General features: G+C 65.1%; 14 protein-coding genes. 3 read left to right on the forward strand and 11 right to left on the reverse strand.

The window, feature by feature from the left end:
* Positions 1 to 182: 182 nt before the first annotated feature.
* The 4 genes from DFR31_RS02630 to DFR31_RS02645 all read right to left on the reverse strand — a co-directional run bounded on the left by DFR31_RS02630 (position 183) and on the right by DFR31_RS02645 (position 4,231).
* Entirely contained in the window at positions 183 to 974 is a 792-nt protein-coding gene (locus DFR31_RS02630; protein ID WP_121441102.1) for a hypothetical protein, read from the reverse strand.
* Positions 975 to 1,009: 35 nt separating this feature from the next.
* Complete coding sequence (locus tag DFR31_RS02635; RefSeq protein WP_121441103.1) at positions 1,010 to 1,519, reverse strand: phage tail protein; 510 nt, start codon at positions 1,517 to 1,519, stop codon at positions 1,010 to 1,012.
* 12 nt (positions 1,520 to 1,531) lie between these two features.
* Positions 1,532 to 3,094, reverse strand: coding sequence for a phage tail sheath C-terminal domain-containing protein (locus DFR31_RS02640; RefSeq protein WP_121441104.1), 1,563 nt, complete (start codon positions 3,092 to 3,094; stop codon positions 1,532 to 1,534).
* 324 nt (positions 3,095 to 3,418) lie between these two features.
* Positions 3,419 to 4,231 (reverse strand): M15 family metallopeptidase domain-containing protein, encoded by an 813-nt coding sequence (locus DFR31_RS02645; RefSeq protein ID WP_121441105.1) that lies wholly within the window; start codon positions 4,229 to 4,231, stop codon positions 3,419 to 3,421.
* Positions 4,232 to 4,540: 309 nt separating this feature from the next.
* On the opposite strand from DFR31_RS02645, the gene DFR31_RS02655 reads away from it, so the two are divergent.
* A complete protein-coding gene (locus DFR31_RS02655; RefSeq protein WP_121441107.1) occupies positions 4,541 to 5,593 on the forward strand; it encodes an NAD(P)-dependent alcohol dehydrogenase in 1,053 nt (350 codons plus the stop codon).
* Between the two features lie 90 nt (positions 5,594 to 5,683).
* Here DFR31_RS02655 and DFR31_RS02660 read toward each other — a convergent pair whose 3' ends face one another.
* A complete protein-coding gene (locus DFR31_RS02660) occupies positions 5,684 to 6,331 on the reverse strand; it encodes a hypothetical protein (RefSeq protein ID WP_147436922.1) in 648 nt (215 codons plus the stop codon).
* A gap of 275 nt (positions 6,332 to 6,606) precedes the next feature.
* Here DFR31_RS02660 and DFR31_RS02665 point away from each other — a divergent pair, with 275 nt between their 5' ends.
* A complete protein-coding gene (locus tag DFR31_RS02665; RefSeq protein ID WP_121441109.1) occupies positions 6,607 to 7,362 on the forward strand; it encodes a sulfite exporter TauE/SafE family protein in 756 nt (251 codons plus the stop codon).
* A 5-nt stretch (positions 7,363 to 7,367) separates the two neighbouring features.
* Here the strand turns inward: DFR31_RS02665 and DFR31_RS02670 are convergent, their stop codons facing one another.
* The 5 genes from DFR31_RS02670 to DFR31_RS02690 form a co-directional block, all read right to left on the reverse strand.
* Positions 7,368 to 8,636 carry a valine--pyruvate transaminase gene (locus DFR31_RS02670; RefSeq protein ID WP_245971065.1) on the reverse strand — a complete coding sequence of 423 codons (1,269 nt, stop codon included), beginning with the start codon at positions 8,634 to 8,636 and terminating at the stop codon, positions 7,368 to 7,370.
* 234 nt (positions 8,637 to 8,870) lie between these two features.
* Positions 8,871 to 9,497 (reverse strand): DUF429 domain-containing protein, encoded by a 627-nt coding sequence (locus DFR31_RS02675; protein ID WP_211328221.1) that lies wholly within the window; start codon positions 9,495 to 9,497, stop codon positions 8,871 to 8,873.
* Positions 9,498 to 9,693: 196 nt separating this feature from the next.
* Positions 9,694 to 10,338, reverse strand: a complete 645-nt coding sequence (locus DFR31_RS02680; RefSeq protein ID WP_245971066.1) for a GNAT family N-acetyltransferase — start codon at positions 10,336 to 10,338, stop codon at positions 9,694 to 9,696.
* Between the two features lie 111 nt (positions 10,339 to 10,449).
* Positions 10,450 to 12,069 (reverse strand): tetratricopeptide repeat protein, encoded by a 1,620-nt coding sequence (locus tag DFR31_RS02685; protein WP_245971067.1) that lies wholly within the window; start codon positions 12,067 to 12,069, stop codon positions 10,450 to 10,452.
* 208 nt (positions 12,070 to 12,277) lie between these two features.
* Positions 12,278 to 13,168 carry an AraC family transcriptional regulator gene (locus DFR31_RS02690; protein ID WP_121442140.1) on the reverse strand — a complete coding sequence of 297 codons (891 nt, stop codon included), beginning with the start codon at positions 13,166 to 13,168 and terminating at the stop codon, positions 12,278 to 12,280.
* 185 nt (positions 13,169 to 13,353) lie between these two features.
* Between DFR31_RS02690 and DFR31_RS02695 the strand changes: the two genes are divergently transcribed.
* The gene (locus DFR31_RS02695) at positions 13,354 to 14,802 is read left to right on the forward strand and encodes an AsmA family protein (RefSeq protein WP_245971068.1); all 1,449 of its coding nucleotides are present in this window, start codon (positions 13,354 to 13,356) and stop codon (positions 14,800 to 14,802) included.
* A 372-nt stretch (positions 14,803 to 15,174) separates the two neighbouring features.
* Here the strand turns inward: DFR31_RS02695 and DFR31_RS02700 are convergent, their stop codons facing one another.
* Positions 15,175 to 15,867, reverse strand: coding sequence for a type 1 glutamine amidotransferase (locus DFR31_RS02700; protein WP_121442142.1), 693 nt, complete (start codon positions 15,865 to 15,867; stop codon positions 15,175 to 15,177).
* Positions 15,868 to 15,877: the final 10 nt, after the last annotated feature.

Here is a 15,877-nt window from a genome sequence, read left to right on the forward strand (position 1 = left end):
CTGAAACCGGTACACGGTGTTCGCGCCCTCGTCCTCCTCCTCCGGTGGCGGTGCCGGGCTCTCGTCCGGCTCCGCCTCTCCGGCGTGGCTGCGCCACACCGTGGCGCCCCCCGGACGGAGGGGCCGGCGCGCGTCTCTGAGGACATCGTGTAAAAAGCGCATTCGGCCTCCTTTCGACGGCCCTATTGCGTCATCCCCCTGGCACGGTCGATCAGCCTCAGGTAGGCCTCGCGCCGTTCCCGCGGGAGGTCCAGGATCTCCCGCTCACTCCAGTGATAATGCGTGGCCAGAATATGCACCTGCGCCAGCAGGCTGTCCGGAGTGCGCGCCAACAGGCTGTAGGGGTTGAGCACCACCCGATTCTCATGGTCGCAGTGCGGGCACCGGGCCTGTGCCTCACTGACCACCCCGGGGGAGACCTCATCCATGGCCTGGTCGACGGCCTCGTGCCCCGCCTCGCCGAGCGTGGCGACGTCGGCGCCGTCGGGTGCCAGCAGGCAGCGCTGCAGCAGGGCGTCCACATCGCCCGCACCGGCCAGCGCCTCCTGGTCACCGCCATCGGGCACTCGGAAGCGCCAGGTCTGCCCCTGCCAGTCCACGGCGACCTCCGGAAAGGTCGGCCCCGCCGGATCGGTCGGGAGGCGGACCAAATCCAACTGGAAGTCGAACGCCTCTCCGCAGCCGGCGCAGCGTGCCGACATCCAGGCGTGCCGCTCTCCGAAGTGCACCGCCAACGCCCTAATGAGGTACTGCCGGTCGGCCACACACAACCGACGCACCCTTTCGTAGCTCGCCGGCCCGCCAGCCAGCTCCGCCAGCGCGCTCGACAGCACTTCTGTGACCGCGGCGGGGGTGGTCATTGCGGTACGGGCTGCCTCCAGCAAGGCCATCTCCAGCGCCCCGTCCACCGGCTTGAAGCGAAAATCCCTCCGCCGCTCGCCGGCCACCACCAGCCCCCCCGGCAGCCGTTCCATAGCTCAAAGCCTCCACCCGTCAGCGGGTTGCGAAATCAGGTCTCCGCGGGTTCCGGTACCGAAGTGTCGCGCTGCCAGCCCTCGTGCTGCAGGGTGATGGTCTGGATGCCCACGGCATTCATGGTGCCGGCGTCCAGCTCCGGCAGGGCCTGGAACTCGGAGACCCAGGCCCGGAAGACCTTGTAAGAGAGGGCCACCTGACCCTGCAGGTTGAGCACGTTGATGACGATGTCCTTGCGGAAGTTACGCAACGACATGCCCCCGTCACCCTCGATGTTGTTGACCAGGTTCGCCCAGTTCTCGAACACCGGGTCGTGGGTCAGGCCCTGCTCCAGGGTCACCGCCTCGTAGCTGGTGCCGCCAGGTAGCTGTCGCTCGTGCGAAGGGTCGCCGGCCGTGCGCCACGCCACGGACTCGGTGGATTTCTTCAGCGCGCTCATCTTCTTGAGCCCGGCCACCGGCTGGCCATCAATGAGGATCTGGAACTTGAATGTGCGGTACGGATCGTGGCGGTGGGTGTTCACCGGGAAAAGCGGGGCTGCCATGAGTATGCTCCCTTACTGTTGGCCGACTTTCTGCTGAATGCGCACGATGACGAACTCCGCCGGTTTGAGCGGCGCAAAGCCCACCTCGACAATCACCTGGCCGCGGTCGATATCGCCCTGGCGCATGGTCTGCCCGAGGCCACAGCGCACAAAGTAGGCATCGCTGGCCTTCTCACCCTGGAAGGCGCCCGAGCGGTGGAGCCCGCCCAGAAAGGACTCGATGTTCGTGCGCAGCGCCGACCACAGGCGGTGATCGTTCGGCTCAAAGACCGCCCAATGGATGCCGTGGAAGATACTCTCCTCGATAAAGATGGCCGTTCGGCGTACCGGGATGTAGCGCCATTCCGGGTTGGCGCGGGTAGCACGGGTGCGCGAACCCCAGATCACCGAGCCGTAATTGGGCAGCTGGCGCAGGGCGTTCACCCCCAGCGGGTTGAGGTACTGCTGCTCGGCGTCCTCCACGGTGTAAAGCAGCTTGCTGATGCCCAGCAGGTTGGTCTCGACGCCAGCGGGCGCCTTCCAGACGCCGCGGCGGCCATCCGTCCGCGCCCATTGGCCCGCCACAAACCCGCCCGCTGGTGCCAGCACCAGCCGTTCCGCACCGGGATTGGTATCCGGGTTGTAATGGGGGTTACTGACCAGCGCCCAGGGATAATAGGTGGCCGCATAGGTCGACGTGGTCAGCCCCAGATCGGTCACATCCTTTTCTTTGTTTAATTCCTCTCCGGGGGGGAGATCGAATATGACCATGCGGTTTTTCATGGTCTCGCAGTGGCTGATGGCGCTTTCGATAATCCCCTGCCCGGAATCGCCCCAGGTCTGGTCGGGCAACAGAATGATATTGATATCGCGATATTTCAGCAGTTTTGAAAAGATACCGTTGTACTCGTCGGAGCCGCCGTGCGACCCGTCGTCGCCATCAGACATTTCCACGGTGACGCCATCCGTCCCGGCGCTGTTGATAACCGCCACCGCGTCAGCCATACCGCTCTCATCACTGACCCTTAACAGCTCGGACCCCTCTTTCAGCACCGTCTTGAGATAAGCGCTGTCTCCCTTCGCCAGAGAGACATCGGTGAAGGTCTCGTCTGCGACGAAGTCATCACCATCCCCACGCCCGATTTCCACCGTGAAACGGGGGTCACTGGTATCGGGCGGCGCCTCCTTGGCCGTGACGTGGAGCCGCAGCTGGTTTCCCCATGCGCCGGGATTGACGACCTGGAAACCAACCAGATCATTGCCAGAATCCTCAAGCGCCCCTTTGGCGGTCTTTTCCCCGCTGGCGGTGCGGATAACATAGGCCTTACCGCCCCCATTCTGGAAATAAGCGAATACCGACAGACCGAGGGTGTCGCCCTTCACGGACTGGGCACCGCTGACCGACTCCTCTACATCGCGGATACCGCCAAAGGTGTTCTCGTAATCTTCCCAACTGGTGATGAAGACCGGCTCATCCACTGGACCCCGGGTGGCGTAGCCGATGAAGGCGGCGGTGGATGTCCCTGCCGCATCAATAGGCCTGGAGCCGCTGGGAATTTCCTCGATATAGACCCCAGGGTGTAGATAGGAAGCCATATTACCTTCTCCTTTCGCCGTTTTACTGACGCCCGCCCGGCACTGCCCTCGGGCCCATGGGGTCTTTTTATTAATGCGATTTGTAGTTTCGAGTCTAGGACAATTACCGCCCCCGTCAACGGACACTATTTCATTGCATTTAAAAGGTTATGAGGGGTAATGGCACAAGCGACTTGACCCATTAATTTCCATGCCAATAGAATAATTATTAGGCGCAAGCATGCATTAATCTGCCTGCCATCCCTTGCTCATCCTGTGCCCCGTGCTCCCCTCGATTGGTCCCGCACCGGGAACCCCCTGCGCCAGTTCGTAGTGGCGCTGAATCTAGAGCTTGGCCGCTTGCACGTGCATCCAGTCGAAATTCCGGGCGCGGCCGAGGCTCACCCAGCCCTCCTCCTCCCAGAACTGCCACCACGCCTCATACTCCGGACGGGCCAGGCGGGCACGGTCACGGCCCCAGCGCAGCTTGTTCTGATCTGGATCCCAGTCAATGGCCACGCCCCAGGCGTGCGTGGACCAGCTACTGCCTCCGCGCTTGCGCCGGCAGTTGTAGCAGCCGCCATACCGGTTCAGGCGCAACTCTCGAAGCCGCTCCTCGCCATAGTGATCGTAAACCCGCTGCAGTACCCGGCGCAGGCTCTCCGCGACCCGCTCATGGCAACCGATGTGTTCAGTGGTCTGGCGCAGGTCCCAGGCCAGGGAGAGCGTCCATGGGCAGGGGACCTGCACCAGGCGCGCCTCGCAGGGGCTGCCGAAGGACTCCTCGAGCACTGACTCCCGAGGCCAGTCATTGGGATTGACATCCAGCACTGGCTGGTCGCGCCAGTCGGGCGGTGGTGCACCGGTCTCGAACAGCGTCGCTAGCGCGTCCGCGGCAAACTCCGTTTGCGGCCCCCAAAGCCCGTCCACGGGGCCGGCATCAATTTCCCGATCCAATGCCCCACGCTGGAGACAGGCCACAGCACGCCGGCGCGCGGACCAACGCTCGGTGCCATCGGGGAATTCGTCGCCGCGGGCCTCGATCATGCTGTCCACGGCCCCATTCGTCAGCGGCCCGCGCAAGCCGTCTATCTCGCCGCTGTACGCCTCTGCCTCGCGAAGAATCCGCTGCAAGCTTTTAACCGCCGTCTTGTTCACTGGCACTGCTCCCTTTTTCCGGCCCCCGCCAGCACACCGCACATGCCGACAGTTGCCGTTGCCCAGGCGTCGATCATCTCAGGATATACGGTGTACTGCCCATGAGCGAGGCGCAGCAGGCGCTGACCCGCACGGCCTGCTTCCTGCTGCTGCCCGGGCATCGGCAAGAGCGCTGTTCGTGCGGCATCCGGCATTCGCCTCCGCCTCCACATTGGGCGCGGGGCTTGAAGTGCTACAGTGGGCCTCCGGCGTTGCCCTATCGGCACCCGTCAATGATCCAACCTCGCTGTCCGTATTGAGGAGCGTCACATGAACCACGCGACAAAGGCTTACGCTGCAACCAGCCCGGATTCCGGCTTGGGCCCCTACGCGTTCGACCGGCGCGACCTGCGCGCGGACGATGTAGCCATCGAGATCGATTACTGCGGGGTGTGCCACACCGACATTCACTTCGTGGAGAATGACTGGGGCATGACCCAATACCCGGTAGTGCCCGGCCACGAGGTCATCGGCCGCGTCACCGCCGTGGGCCCTGACGTGAAGGGCTTTCAGGAGGGCGATACCGTGGGCGTCGGCTGCATGGTGGACAGCTGCCGCAGTTGTTCGGCCTGCGAGTCGGGGCTGGAGCAGTACTGCCTGGAGGGTATGACGCTGACGTACAACGGCCAGGACCGCCACGACGGCAGCATCACGTTCGGTGGGTACTCCACCCGCATCGTGGTCAGCGACCGGTTCGTGGTCAGGGTGCCGGATGCCCTGGACCCGGCCAAGGCCGCGCCGCTGCTCTGCGCCGGCATCACCACCTACTCCCCGCTACGCCATCACGGTGTCGGTCCCGGCCATAAGGTGGGCGTCATCGGTATGGGCGGTCTGGGCCACATGGGCGTAAAGTTCGCCAAGGCACTGGGCGCGGAAGTGACCATCTTCACCCGCTCCGAGGCCAAGGTCCGCGAGGCGCAGAAGCAGGGGGCCGATCATGTCATCGTCTCCACCGACGAGGCGCAGATGGAGGCCGCGGCAGACACCTTCGACTTCATGTTGGATACCGTCCCGGTGCAGCACGATCTCAACCCCTACCTGAACTGCCTCAAGTACGACGGCACGCACATCCTGGTCGGGTTGCTGGAGCCCATCGAACCGCCGCTTGACGCCGGTGGCCTAGTATTCAAGCGCCGTGTGCTGGCCGGGTCCCTCATCGGCGGCATGCCGGAAACCCAGGAGGTGCTGGACTTCTGCGCCGAGCACAACATCACGTGCGATGTGGAGATGCTGGATATCCGCAACGTCAACGAGGCTTACGAGCGGATGAAGAAAGGCGACGTGAAGTACCGGTTTGTCATCGACACGGCGACACTGCGCTGAGCGCCGCAACGCCAGTGGGTTGTCCGTTGACCGGACAACGGGTATCGCGCTTCGGCCCGTCCGGGCCGAAGCGCGGGTCTGCCGCCGCAACTAGCGCTTGGATACCCGCCAGCCCTGCTCGTCCTTGACGAACGTGACCTCCTCGGTAAAACCCTCCCCCTCGCGATGATAATCGACCAGCTCATCCAGGCGGGGGTTACCCACCGACCGCGCCCACTTCTCGCGGGATGCCTCCAGCAGGACCTGGAAATCATCGCGCCCGGCGAAATCCGCCAGCTTCGGCCGCGACTCGGCCACTGCGGTCATGACCGTTCGCCCCTGCAACTCGAAAGGCGATGACAACTCGTGCAGGCCGGTCAACGTGAACTCCACGAAACACAGGCCGACCCCCTCCCGATAATACGGCTCGCCGTCCGCGGTCAGATGGTATTCATCGCGATCACCGCTGTTGCGCACCTCGATCACGCCCAGGCCCTCCAGTGCATCTAACACCGGGCCCACCTCGTTGCTGCCCAGCCCGCTGGGCCGCTCTATGGGGAATTCGTTAAACCACTGCAGATAGACCTGGTCGAAGCATCCTCTCGGCTGCGCTTCATAATTGGCCTGCACGGCCTCCTCCAGGGCCTCTGCCTCCGGCACGTCATCGCCGCTACAACCCGACACCACCAACGTGGCCGCCACCACGGCAATTCCAACAACCGCGGGCGAGAAGGCCCGCGCGGAACGTGTTTCACTCATGAAGAAACCACCCCCGGCAAAACGCTGCTCTGGGCACACCGGCCGCCCGAAGTTCCCACGGCGGCTACCGGGTAAGAATAGCCACTCGCGCAGGCGCTTGCCCGCCAGAGCCACCAGCGAACATTGTCCCCGCGACGGCGCTGCGCAACCGGGTCGTCAATAAAGTGGAAGCCGGCGCCGGAATGGCACCAGAATGATCCGCAACAGGTTCCGTCATACCGCCGCGTTGCCCGGTTCCACCAGGCTGACAGCGTGCAAATTGGAAAGGGAGAGGCTTGATCGAAAACTTGCTACCGCCTGACCTGTCACCGCTGGTCGCGACAGGGTTGGTGATCGCCGCGGCCTTCACCTCCATGCTGACCGCCTCGCTGGGCGTGGGGGGCGGGGTGGTGCTGCTGGCCCTGCTGGCACTGACCGTGCCGGCATCGGCGATCATTCCCGTCCACGGCATGGTCCAGATGGGCTCCAACGTCAGCCGCACCCTGCTGATGTGGCGCCATATCGACCTGAGGGTGATCGGCTATTTCCTGCCGGGAGTCCTGCTCGGTGCCAGCCTGGCCAGTGTCGTGCTGGTCCAGTTACCGGTCACCGTGGTGCAATTGGCCATCGCGGGGTTCATCCTGCTGCTGGTCTGGGGGCCGGCCGTGCCCCGGCAGGCCCTGGGGCCAGTTGGCACCTTCCTCGCGGCTACGGGCACAACCTTTCTCAGCCTGTTTGTGGGGGCGACCGGCCCTCTGGTCGCGGCATTCATCAAACAGCAACAGGGGCACGACCGCTTCGCCACGGTCGCCACCTTCGCGGCGGCCATGTCCCTGCAGCACGCCCCCAAGGCGGTGGTCTACGGCTTCGCGGGGTTCGCCTTCAAGGAGTGGCTGGGCGTCATCCTGCTGATGATCGTGGCCGCAAGCGTGGGCACTTGGGTGGGCGTCAACCTGCTGAGCCGGCTCAGCGACCGACGCTTCACGCGGGTTTTCAACGTGCTGCTCACCCTGCTTGCCCTGAGGCTGATCTGGGAGGCTCTGTCGGGGTAGCGCAATCAGTCCTCCATCGCGCCCGCAAAGCATCGTTTGACCTCGTCCGCGATCACGCGCAGCCCCTCCGCCACCGACTCATCATCCTGAGAATAGGTCACCCGCAGGCATTCATGGCGGTGCGGCCAGTCCCCCGCATCCGGCAGGCCCGGGAAGAAGTAATGGCCCGAAACCACCAGCACCCCCCTCGCCTTCAACCGCTCGTAAAGCTCGTGGCTGGAAATGGGCAAGCCCGGGAACCAGAGCCACAGGAACATTGCGCCCTCCGGCTGATGCACATACCAGGGACAGGCGTCGTCAAAGGCGTCGTGCAGCACCGCCACCGCCTTGCGCATCTTGGCCTCGTACCAGGGCCGGACCTGGTCGCGGCTCAGCGACAGGATCTCCCCCGACCGCACCAGGTTCTCCGTAAGCTGCGGGCCGAAGCTGCCCGTTGCCAGGTTGAGGATGGCATTGGCGCCACTCAGGGCGCGGATGATCTGCGGCGCGGCTATGACGATGCCGGTTCGCGCGGCTGGCAGCCCCAGCTTCGACAGGCTGAGACAGAGAATCACCTGCTCGTCCCAGAAGGGCTGGGCCTCGGTGTAAATCAGTTCCGGAAAGGGGCTGCCGTACGCGCCGTCGACGATCAGCGGAATATCCCACGCCCTGGCCAGCGCATGCAGCCGGCCGATCTCCTCATCGGTCAGCACGTTCCCGGTGGGGTTCGTCGGGCGCGATACGCAAAGCGCGCCCACCTGCTCATCCAGCGCCAGCTCGTCGAAGTCCACCCGGTACTTGAACGTATGGTCGTCCAGATAGTCGATGCGCGGGCGCACGCTGCGGAAGGTGTCGGGACCCAAGCCCGCGTCGGCGTAGCCAAGGTACTCCGGCGCCATGGGCAGCAGGATCTGGTGTCGGCCGCCGCCCGGCATCTCGCCGGCGAAGAGATTGAACAGCATGAAGAATGCTGCCTGACTCCCGTTGGTCAGGGCGATGTTCTCCTCCGTCAGGCCCCAGCCATAGGTGCGGTTCAGCAGGTCCTTGAGCGCACGGATGAAACGCGCCTCGCCCTGGGGGGCGTCATAGACTCCGATAAGGCGGGCGACCGCATCCGGGTCCCGTGCCAGTTTCTGGAGCTCTTCGCTCAGCCGTTGCTGCACCGGCGGGAAGTGGCCCGGGTTACCACCGCCCATCATGATCACGGGCTGGTCCCCCGCCATGGCCTTTCCCAGGTCATCCATCAGGCTGTTGATACCCGCCTGCTGGGAGAATTTTTCGGCGAAAGCGGTCATTTTCAACGGTCCAGCCCTCCAGATCGGCCCGCCGCCACCACGGCAGCAACATCTACATGGCCGGAAGGGTGGAGCAGGTAGGACTCAAGCGCAAGCCACTGCCCGGGCCCTTGAACGCGCCGAAGCGGCAGGCTCACGCACAGCTCGAAGCCTATCTCCCGGAAACGGCGGCCAGGCGTCCTTATGGTTTCGAGATTCCGGTATATCAGGCAGTGCGGCTAAAACCGTTCCGCATCAGCAAGCGAAATCGTACGGGTGCAGCGGTGGCTCTGCCTTGTAGACCCAGACCGCCTCCCCCCGGTGCCATTTCCATGCCGCCAAAGCCGCCGCGCAAGCCGCGACGGAATGGTCACTCTGATCGGGCAATTCGCCCATGCCCCGCAGCCCCACCGTCTCCAGCCAATCCAGCACCGCTTGCCTGGCCCCCGCGTCTCTCTTGATCGCACGAACCGAGTCGACCGGAGCACCGCGAAGTACCAGGGCCGCCGTCGGATGCACCTCCACCAGATCGACGCCCGGTCGCTCCGTCTCGATGAGTCGGCTCACGGCGACACCTCGCAGTGTCAGGTAAACCATCCTGGGTGCAGAAGGGGCCATCACCGACCCCGGATGCAGTCCGCCCCTGAGCGCCTCGCGCAAGCTGACATCAGACGCGCGACTTCCGCCCGCCGACGAGTAAGAGAGCGGCGCGTCCAGCCCGACCACGGCCGAATCGGGCACCCACCTCAGAATTTCCGCGTCGTCTGCCCCGGCGACCAGCGCCTCCAATTCCAGGTACTCACCCTTCGAGCGGAAGACCGCCACAGAGGTACGCTGCGCACCTGCTGGGCCAGACAGGTCGATGCCTATGATTCGTCTCATGATCCGCTCGGTGTCAGAGCATTACCGTCAGTGGCGTGGACTGCGAACATCGCCCGAACGAGCCCATTTCCCAATGCATCCAGTGTAGCTGCCTCCAGAAGACAGCCAGCCCTTACAAGCCCGCGAGGGATGGCGTTCGAGAAGCGCCCACTGCGCAGCCGCCATGCGGCGCACCCGCGCTGACTGAGGCAGAGGATCACCTGCTCGTCCCAGAAGGGCTCCGCTTGGGTGTGGAGGGTATTTCCTTCGTCATCAAGACCCAATCCCCGGTGTGGGCACACTGGGGAAACGGTACGATCTGACGTCGGGCGATGGCCTGGTACCGGAGCCTCTCATAAAGGCGTCGCGCCCGGACATTCTCTTCGGCCACGATGAGGCTAACCACCCTGGCACCCGACGCCGAGGCGAGGTGCTCAGCCCAGCCCATGAGCTTCCGCCCTACCCCTTGGCCACGATAGGCCGGGTCCGTGGCTACGGCGTTTATGTACCAGGAACCGGGAACAAGCGCTTCCAGTTCAATGAGCGGCCGGACGACGACGGGGATCCCGTCTAACGGGCCGGCTTCATGGGGATCAGGCAGCCGGTAGCCGAGCAGCATTCCGGCGATGGCGCCGTCATATTCCGCAACATAGGCGTTGGTATAACTGAAGCCGCCCTCCGTTCCGGCCACCCTTCGGGCACCAAAAGCCAGGGCATCTTCTCCCGGCCCCGCCATGCGGCCCCAGAGATAGGCCGGCACGCCCTCACCTGCCATGTTCATCAGCCCGGCCAGCTTCGGTGCGTCTTCAACCTTGGCATTACGAACGCTCAGGCCCATAGGTTCCTCGACGAACACCGCCATGGCTATTATCCCCGAGATTAGCAACGCCCTCGTGAACCGCGAAGCCACCGGCAGGACTCCATCCGGAAGCCCTGCCGGTGGGTAGCCGTTTTGCCATCTCGGCAGCGCAGCTCAGCCGCGCCGCCCCAACCTCCGGACCTGCTCCATGCTGTCCCGCTCGGTGTTCGGGGCCACCTCCAGCAACTGCCCTGCCCAGCTCAATGCGGCATCCGGATCACCAGCCCCCTCGGCAGCGCGGGCGCCACCGAGTAACGTGTTGTAACGGCCCGGCCAGATGCTGTCCGACCGCTCAAAGGCGGCCAGGGCCTCGTCGGGCCGGTCCAATGCGAGCAGCACTTCGCCGAGTGCCTCGTAAGGCGGCAAAAGCGCGCCGGGCGTCACCGGGTGCTTCTCCACCGACGACTCCAGCTCGCCCGCCGAGCGCATCAACTCAACGGCACGCTCATCGTCACCCTCGGCATGTGCAATAAAACCCTCAAGGATGCGCCGGTCGACCTCGATATAGACCGGGAAACGCGGGTCAGGGCCCGATTCGGCCCCTTCGGCCAGACCGGCCAGGCGTTGCTCGGCCTCGTGGGCCGCTTCCAGGTCGCCGATATGGACCGCGCCCAGCCCGCGCGCGTACCAGCTCAGGCCCTCGGCCCAATGGAAGTTATCCCAGGCGATGTAGTCGGGCACGCGTGGCTGGATGTCGGCTGCGGCTTCCCAGTCGCGCTGCTCTACCGCCAGCCGCGCCGGAATCGCGGCCAGGTGGAATGCGCCGGGGAACGAGCCCTGGTGGCGGCTCACGTCCCAGGCAGCCTCACGGATCTCCTCAGCGGTGGCGTCCTCGCCACGTTGCAGGTAGCCGTAGACGAGGTAATCAACGGCGTGGATGTAGTGGAACGAGATCGCACCGTTCACATCGTGCTCACGCGCGACGTCGGCCGAACGTGCGTTCCAGTCGATGACCTGCGGCCAATCACCGAGGCGCACGTAGATGTGGGACGGCATGTGCAGGGCGTGCGGCACGTTAGGCGCGATCTTGCCGTAGGACTCCACCATCTCAAGCGCGTTTTCCGCGCGACCGTCGGCGTCCGTGGCGTGAATCGCGTAATGGATAGCGCCGGGGTGCGTGGACGCTTCCTCCCACACTCGCTTGAGGATCGATTCCGCCTCGTCATGCAGCGCGTGACGGTCCTCCGCCTGCGTGGCCTCGGTCAGCAGCGACAGGGCATAGAGCGCAGCGATGTCGTGATCGTCCGGATAGGCCTGGTAAGCCGTCGCCATGCCGTCGGTCCAGCCGGACAGGCGATCCCACAGCCGATCGGTATCCGGCTCAAAGAAGGCAGCGGTGGCCTCGATCAGCGCCTGTTCCCGCTCATCCTCGACCGCGTTGCGGGCCTGCTCGATGGCCTCGCGGGCGCGGGCTACTTCGGCATCGCTGGGCGTCGTGGCCCACAGCGGCTGGAACAGCGTGGTCGCTACGCCCCAGTGGGCCATTGCGCAATCGGGGTGGGCCTCGGTGATGGCGTCGAACTCGCCGCGGGCCTGCACGTACATCATGTGGTGCATCATTCCCAGGGCTCTATCGAACGCCTGCTGCGCTTCTTCCGCGCAATCCGCGTTAAACGCCACCGTGCCGATTCCCTGCTCATCATCGACCGGTGCACCGGTATGCGCTTGATCGTGCTCGGCTGCAGCCGCTGATGCGAGCATCGTGGCCAGCAGCATCAATGGGATTCTGGTCATGGCAAGCCTCCACACCTTATTGGTGTCCACATGGCGACAGGTGCCCACGTGATACCGACACCGAACCGCCCAGGACGGGGAGATCCCGGGACCGGGGTCTGGACTGACATGGCTGATTTCGAGTTTAGGCGGCGGGGCGGATGTCGGCTTTCAGAATCTTGCGGTCAAGCGGCGGATATTGCGGTTCGCTGCCAATCAGGCCCGGCTGTCAGTGCCCGGGAACCCGACGGGGCCGGCGGTGCTTCTGGTCCCGGTACGCGCTGGGCGTTTGCCCCACCGCCTGCCGGAAGTGGCGCGTCAGTTGCGAGACGGAATAGCCGGTGGCGCCGGCCACCGCTGTCACCGGCAAGGGGTTTCGCGCCAGCAGATCCCGCGCGCGCTGGATGCGCAACTGCGTCAGGTACCGATGAGGGGGTAACCCGTGGCTGCGGCGGAAGGCCCGTGCAAAGTGCCACGGCGACAGGCCGGTCAGCCCCGCCAGGTCCCCGAGCGTGATGCGCTGGTTCAGGTTCGCATGCATGTATTCGATGACCCGCGCAGATTGGTAGGGGGCCAGGCCTCCGCGGCATGCATCCACCTCGCGGACCTGTTCCGACAGGCGGACCAGACGCACGACCAGCGCCAATGCGATGCCTTCGACAAACAGGCGGGCAGCCGGGTCGCCGCGGCGCCCCAACTCCTGCCACAGAGCATTCAGGGCCTGGGTAATCAAGGGGTCCTGGTGCAGCATGGCGTGCAGCCGACCGAAGTCCAGCGGGTCGTCCGGGTCGCGTCCGAGCCATTCGCGGGCCAGATCGGCGGGGATGCCCAGAAACCGCATGCGCGCCGCGTCCTGCATCTGGCAGCGGCCCGGAACACCCGGCGGGATGACCACGAACGCCCCTGGCTCGGCGCGTCCGGAAAACGGCCCGGCACTGATGTCGCTGCGGTGCCGGAAGGGCCGCCCCACCGCCTGGCTCAGCATCAACTCCTGCATGGGGGGCGTGGCCAGCTCGCCGGGCGGATGGGCATTCTCAAGCATGCGCACGGGGAGATCCGCCCAGGCACGGGAAGCCTCCAGGGACGCCGCCTCACGTCCCCGGGCGAAGAAGTCGAGCATATTCTGAGACGACTGCGGCATGGCCAGCACCTCACACATCATGTATAGCCGCTTTCCAGGCCGCACACCATGCGACGGGACGGGGTGCGGCAACCCTCCTGGACCACCCGGGCTGCGCGCCTTGCGCTGCTACACTCGAGGCCATTATTCCCGGTTATCCGCGCCCGGACGGGAGGCCCATGCACATGCCGTTTATGTCGCGTTCTCCGTTACGCTTCCTGTTGTATCTGGCCGGGTTGCTGGTGGCAGTGCTGGTACTGGCGGGCGTCGCCCTGGCCCTGCTGTGGCCGGGGGAGCGACTGGGCGAGCAGATAGCCAGCGAGATGGAGACGCAGCTGGGGGTGCCGGTGAGCATCGAGGGCGATACCACGCTGCGGCTGTGGCCGGGGCCGGCGGTACACATGAGCGACGTCTTGCTCGGACCGGAACCTGACGCGGACCCGGTGGGGCATCTGGCAGCGGCGCGCCTGTCGGTGCGCTGGCTGCCGTTGCTACGTGGCCGTCTTGACCCGGGCACACTGCTGCTGGATACCCCGATGCTGAACCTGGAGCGGGATGCGGCCGGCGAACTGAACGTCGATTGGCGGCAGACCGACGACGCCGACGACCGCAGGCTGGCACTTGACCTGCGCATCCGTGGCGGCGAATTGCACTGGCATGACCAGGGCCAGGACCAGGCGGTGACGGTCCGTGGCCTCGAGGTGGATGCACCCTCAACGCAGTGGCACTCGGGGGCGGATGATGCGCATCCGCTGGCGCGCCTGAGCCTGACGGCCAGCGTATCGGCGGAGCGCGTAGAGATGGGCGTGCTGGAATTTGACGACGTGTCTTTCGGTGTGCGCGCGCGCGACGGCGTCATCCGCAGCGAGGACTGGGAGATGACCCTGTTCGACAGCCGTGGCACCGGCGAGGCCGAGGCGGATTTCACAGAGGCGCCGCCGCACTGGGTGCTGAATGTAGCGTTCGATGATCTGCACCTGGAGTCCTTCCCGGAGGCTTGGCTGCCACCCGGGGCCGCTTCCGGCACTGCGGATTTGACCGCGTCCTTGACCAGCCAGAGCCAAGAGGCGCAGGCGCTGCTGAGCCATCTGCGAGGCGAGGTGGTACTGAGCGGACACGATCTGCTTGTCCGCGGGGTGGACCTGGACGAGGAACTGAAGGCCTACGAACGGACCCAGCGCTTCAGTCTGGTGGATGCGGCGGCGGTGGTGCTGGTCGGTCCGGCGTGGCTGGCGGCCACCAAGGGCACCGACTTCGCGCGACTGGCGGGGGGTGCCAACGGCGAGACCGAGATCGTGCAGTTGCTCTCGGCCTGGGAGATCGAGAATGGCGTGGCGCACTCACGGGACGTGGCATTGGCCACCCCGCGCAATCGCCTGGCCGCGCAGGCCACACTGGAACTGCCCGAGCGCCGGATCCGCGAGGCCGAGGTGGCCGTGGTCGATGGTGACGGCTGTGCGCTGATACGCCAGGAAGTGCATGGCAGCTTCGATGAGCCGGAGATCGAGGAGCCGCACTTCCTGGAGGTGCTGCTGGGCGCCCCGCTGGACCTGCTGGAACGCGGTCTGGATGCCCTGTCCATAAGCCCGGAGGATTGCGAGGTCTTCTACGATGGCGACGTTGCCGCGCCATGAGCACCGCAAACGGAAGGAAACGCCGGTTGATCGGAAGATGTTTGAGCGGGTGTGCGGCGGCCGCACCCTTGCTCCCTGTTCACGGGCTCACCCAAAGTAATGGGCTCGACCACTCGTATGGGGGGATAGGGACCGCTTTGAGGTAGGCCACCACGGCGACCAGCGCTGCCAAAAAACCGATGCTTGCGGCAGCAACCGTTTTGGGCCTGGTAAGAAGTTTCATGAAAAGCCATCCATTTCGGTCACTTGGGCCTGCCGAATGGCAGACCGACGCCGTGGGATTCAGGATGTTGCGTGCATGCTGGAGACCACCAGATAAGGTTCAACGCAGCGTTCCGGGTAGCACGGCATGCGTACCCGCTGCGCCTCACGTCAAATTCTCCCCGTTAGCGTACCGAGTACGTCTGCCATAACCGCATTGATCGGGCCGCACCGGGTGGCGGCCCCCTCAAGCACGGGAGCCTCGGGCTGAACATGAGGCGCCGGGAGAAGTTCTGCGCGGCAGTGCTCCACGATCTCCCGAACCGACTCGGGCGTGCTCTCCAGGTGAAATTGCAAACCGACAACACGGTCACCGACTTGGAACGCCTGGTTTTCGCAGGCCGCGCTGCGGGCCAAGTGGACCGCACCGGCAGGCAGATCGAAGGCCTCACCGTGCCAGTGAAAGACCTCCAGCCCATCGGGAACGCTGAAATGGCCTTCATCCACTGACTGAATGGAGTGGACGGGGAACCAGCCAATCTCTTTATGCGGCATGGCGCGCACCCGCGCCCCGAGTGCGCTGGCGATCATCTGCGCACCCAGGCACACCCCCAGCACCGGCACCCCGTGCTCAATACACTGCCGGATGAACCGCTTCTCCGGCACCAGCCAGGGGTGCTGACCCTCATCGTTCACGCTCATGGGTCCGCCCATAATGATCAGCAGATCGATATCCTGGGGCGCGGGAAGCACGGCAGATTCGAAAAAACGCGTGGCGGTGATTTCATACCCCGCGGCCTGCAGCCACGGGCCGATGCTGCCCAGGCCCTCGAAGGGAACATGTTGCAGGTAATGGGCACGCACGGTGGTCTCC

The sequence above is a fragment of the Alkalispirillum mobile genome (genome assembly GCF_003664325.1).
Taxonomy (GTDB): domain Bacteria; phylum Pseudomonadota; class Gammaproteobacteria; order Nitrococcales; family Halorhodospiraceae; genus Alkalilimnicola; species Alkalilimnicola mobilis.